The 3,067-nt window shown below is 58.6% G+C and carries 4 protein-coding genes; 2 read left to right on the top strand and 2 right to left on the bottom strand.

Going from position 1 to position 3,067, the window contains the following annotated elements; all coding sequences use genetic code 11:
- Window positions 1-193 precede the first annotated feature (193 nt).
- Both AC0L30_RS42595 and AC0L30_RS42590 read left to right on the top strand, forming a co-directional pair.
- Window positions 194-490: a hypothetical protein gene (locus tag AC0L30_RS42595; RefSeq protein ID WP_473406754.1), complete on the top strand. Its 297-nt coding sequence runs from the start codon at window positions 194-196 to the stop codon at window positions 488-490.
- Between the two features lie 686 nt (window positions 491-1,176).
- On the top strand, window positions 1,177-1,416 hold the full coding sequence (locus AC0L30_RS42590; protein WP_083869850.1) for a hypothetical protein: 240 nt from the start codon (window positions 1,177-1,179) through the stop codon (window positions 1,414-1,416).
- A 266-nt stretch (window positions 1,417-1,682) separates the two neighbouring features.
- On the opposite strand, the gene AC0L30_RS42585 is transcribed toward AC0L30_RS42590, so the two are convergent.
- Both AC0L30_RS42585 and AC0L30_RS42580 read right to left on the bottom strand, forming a co-directional pair.
- The gene (locus AC0L30_RS42585; protein ID WP_473406753.1) at window positions 1,683-2,057 is read right to left on the bottom strand and encodes a hypothetical protein; all 375 of its coding nucleotides are present in this window, start codon (window positions 2,055-2,057) and stop codon (window positions 1,683-1,685) included.
- Between the two features lie 540 nt (window positions 2,058-2,597).
- Window positions 2,598-2,738 (bottom strand): hypothetical protein, encoded by a 141-nt coding sequence (locus AC0L30_RS42580; RefSeq protein ID WP_473406752.1) that lies wholly within the window; start codon window positions 2,736-2,738, stop codon window positions 2,598-2,600.
- Window positions 2,739-3,067: the final 329 nt, after the last annotated feature.

The raw sequence follows: 3,067 nt of genomic DNA, 5'->3' as shown, positions 1-3,067 counted from the left end.
CATCCGGGCAACCCTCGTCGCAACATCGAGGGTGAGTCGCCTCATTTTGTGGGGGGACATACAGTCTAGCGGACTTCGTGGTCATCGCGTCCAGTTAGGGAACCAATATCGCAGTCGGTAAACTTCGATCTGCTCGGCAAGCCCTTCTCTAGGTCCTAGCCAGTACAAACTAGGGCGCCAAAGGATTGTGGCCATGTACTTCCTCACTGCCTGTCTGATCGTGGTCGTCTTGAGCGCCGCAGTGGCGTACCGTCGAGCTGGATCTCTACCACGAAACCTTCAGGGACGGCTGGACCGTCAGCAGCGGCGTGCGGCGATGTGGCCCGTCATGTGTGCAGGAATTTTTACACTGGGGCTGCTCGGACTTCATCATTTTCAAGGCTGGCAAGAATCCGGTCCCTTCGAAACGGACTATCTCCTCATGCTTATCCTGCTTATCACCTCTTTCTTTGGTGGTTGGTTTCTTGGCATCATTGGCTGGATTGATTGACCGACGACGAGCTGCCATGACTTTGGCATCTTCCTGTTGATGTCCGCTTCTGGCCCATCTCGGACATCCTGACCGGCGCCGATGATGTCCGTCCCCGGAGCTCAAGCGGAAGTAAGCAGCCAGGACACCGAAGGCCGCTCGTGACCACTCTAGACGTCAGATGCTCCAGGACCGCCTTCCCCTTGAGAGCGCAGCAGCGCCGCGGCGCGCCTGCGCTCAGCAGCGCGCGAGATCAAAATGCGAGGGGTACGCGGACATGTCAGTTCGCCGAGATTTGCATCCAGCCATACGCCATTCCTACGGCCTTACCAGCGCCGCCGTCATCGGAAACGCGCCACGCTGCCACGCCGAAACATAGCGTTAGCATCAAGTTGGTTAGCAATAGCAGGACTGAGAAGAAGTGGCTCACACGCGCACCCGAAACAGAACGTCCCTCCAGTACGGACACAGATGGAGGATTCGAAAACTGCAGCTGCGCTGACCTAACCGCCTTTTCCACAGGTTGTAGAATGCTGGATCAACAGGTTCGAACTGGGGAGCGCAGCCATCGAGCGTTTCGTGCGGAGCCGGGGACTTCGCGCCGCGCTGATCGTAGCTAAGCGGCACGCCAGGAGCTATTATCTTGTTCTTCTCGCTCGGGATCATTCGGTTTCAGGAGTCTGGCAGTGACAAAAATCTTACGAGGAATGCTCCTCGCGACCACGGTTCTCGCTGCTGCTAGTGCGGCGTACGCAGGGGGTGGCTGTGGCGAGGGCTGTCATAGGACAAGCGGTGGCGCATGTGTCGTTGACGGCTGGGGCACGGGAGCCAAGGTTCGGAACGAATGCCCGGCGACCTCTCGCCCCCGTCCACCCTGCGGCGGCGGGGATTTCATCTGGGACCGCACCAAACAGGCGTGCTTCCAAAATAACCGCAGCTGGTTCTGATCTCGCGCGCCATTTAGGCGCGCTGTACACAGCGCAATCTGATCTCACTGCGCGGCCTCAGCGTGGATACGAACGAGTTCAGTGGAACAGCTTGACCCTCATCTTGGCCAGTGCGCCGCTTCATGAGTCCGCTCTCGGCGGCGGCGCCGACGGGCTCGGTTCGCGTGCTTGGGATCAGGTGCGGACCTCCAGGCACGGAGCCGGATAGCGCTGGACTGCTATGATGGTTGTGCGGCCCTGCCGCCAGCTTACAGCTCAACTGCGGACTAGCCGTCTTGGCAGGGAATACCGAGGTTGTCACAAGCGAGAGCGAATGACTCTTTTGCTTTTGTATCCTCGAAGCAGAAGCGAGTGCCGACCTCTGCCTGATCGATCCACCAATCGACGTTACTGCCTTTCGCGATGCGGGAGGCTTCGCCGCGTAACAGGTCGAGTTGTCTTCCCGCAGCTCGAACGATCAGGCAATTGTTCTCTTTGGACACAATATCTTCTCCATGGCACAGGACGCCGAACTCGTTGGTACTAACAGCCGTGAACACGAAGGCCGCAGCAGGGGGACTGCTGCTGCGGCCCGCGCGGTCAAAAATAACGACTAGGTGAAATATGCAGCCAGCCCCGGTGCGATGATCGTACCGCAGCATCTCTGGCTCGCAATATGATCAATTTCACAATCGGCAGAAGGCTTAACATGCATCAGTGCGCCGGCTCTCAAGTCCATGAGGATCGGGAACAACTGGCAATCTGGATGCGTTCGCCTCCAGCTCCGGGCGATGTCTCGGAGCGGACGCGTAGAACTTCTGGCCTCAGGAATCATCGTCTGGGGCCGGCTTTTTTGCAGCATTGCCTTGGCGCCAGTTCGATTTAGCCGTTGCCTATGTCATTTGGCATATGAAAGGTGACGGTCGGAAGGCATCGGGACTTTTTGGCAATTCAGCGGAAGCTGGCGGAACTGTCCGGAGCATGAGGACTCTCCTCCATCGAACGAGAGACGCCCCCCGGCTTGAGGGCCTGAGGGTTGATGCCGAGGGCCGCTCCGCCAGCTCGAAAGAGAGGAGCCAGCAAGACCGCAAGCGGGGCAGTGATGCTAGGTTCCTACAGTTGTCAGGAGCCGCACATAGGTGCCGCTCTCATGCAGCTCCAGCCAGCCCTTCTCGACAGCGCACCTGATGCCGGCGCCGAACTCAGCGCCGCTTGCCTTGAGCGTGTAGAGGAAGGGGTAGTTTATCTTCTAGATATACCGCCTCGATGCCTGAAGCCAGCTGAACGAGCTGACGCGCGGCGGCTTCCGGACTGGCAAAACGGCGCTCGGTGACGTGCTTCATCGCTGGAATCAAAACCTCAAGCCCCCATGCTTGGCCTGACTTGCCCTCGACTGTCATGCCAGTTTGGGAGATATGCACAGATCCTGCGGCGCCGCATGCCGCACAGACCAGGCGCACGCCGACGCACGAAAATCGCAACCGAGCTTGGAAGGCATATTGCGTCAGTCAAACGTGTGGCCCGAGACATGGGAATTTTGCTCCGAACCAAGAGGAGCGGCTGCACAGAGACGTAGACGTATAAGTCGCTTGTAGAATCGCTCTATGCTGGCTCAGCCAAACCTTACGGGGAAAGCAGGGAATGGTTAGGCCCGGCGCGTCTTACCGGACAA

Source organism: Bradyrhizobium sp. MI1.11 (assembly GCF_055811255.1).
Note: the sequence above shows the minus strand (reverse complement) of the source record. Positions and strands in the feature narration are given on the sequence as shown.

Bases quoted from the DNA above. Each gene is read 5' to 3' on its own strand.
- AC0L30_RS42595 (WP_473406754.1), top strand. From the start codon at position 194: ATGTACTTCCTCACTGCCTGTCTGATCGTGGTCGTCTTGAGCGCCGCA.
- AC0L30_RS42590 (WP_083869850.1), top strand. From the start codon at position 1,177: ATGCTCCTCGCGACCACGGTTCTCGCTGCTGCTAGTGCGGCGTACGCA.
- AC0L30_RS42585 (WP_473406753.1), bottom strand. From the start codon at position 2,057: ATGCTGCGGTACGATCATCGCACCGGGGCTGGCTGCATATTTCACCTA.
- AC0L30_RS42580 (WP_473406752.1), bottom strand. From the start codon at position 2,738: ATGAAGCACGTCACCGAGCGCCGTTTTGCCAGTCCGGAAGCCGCCGCG.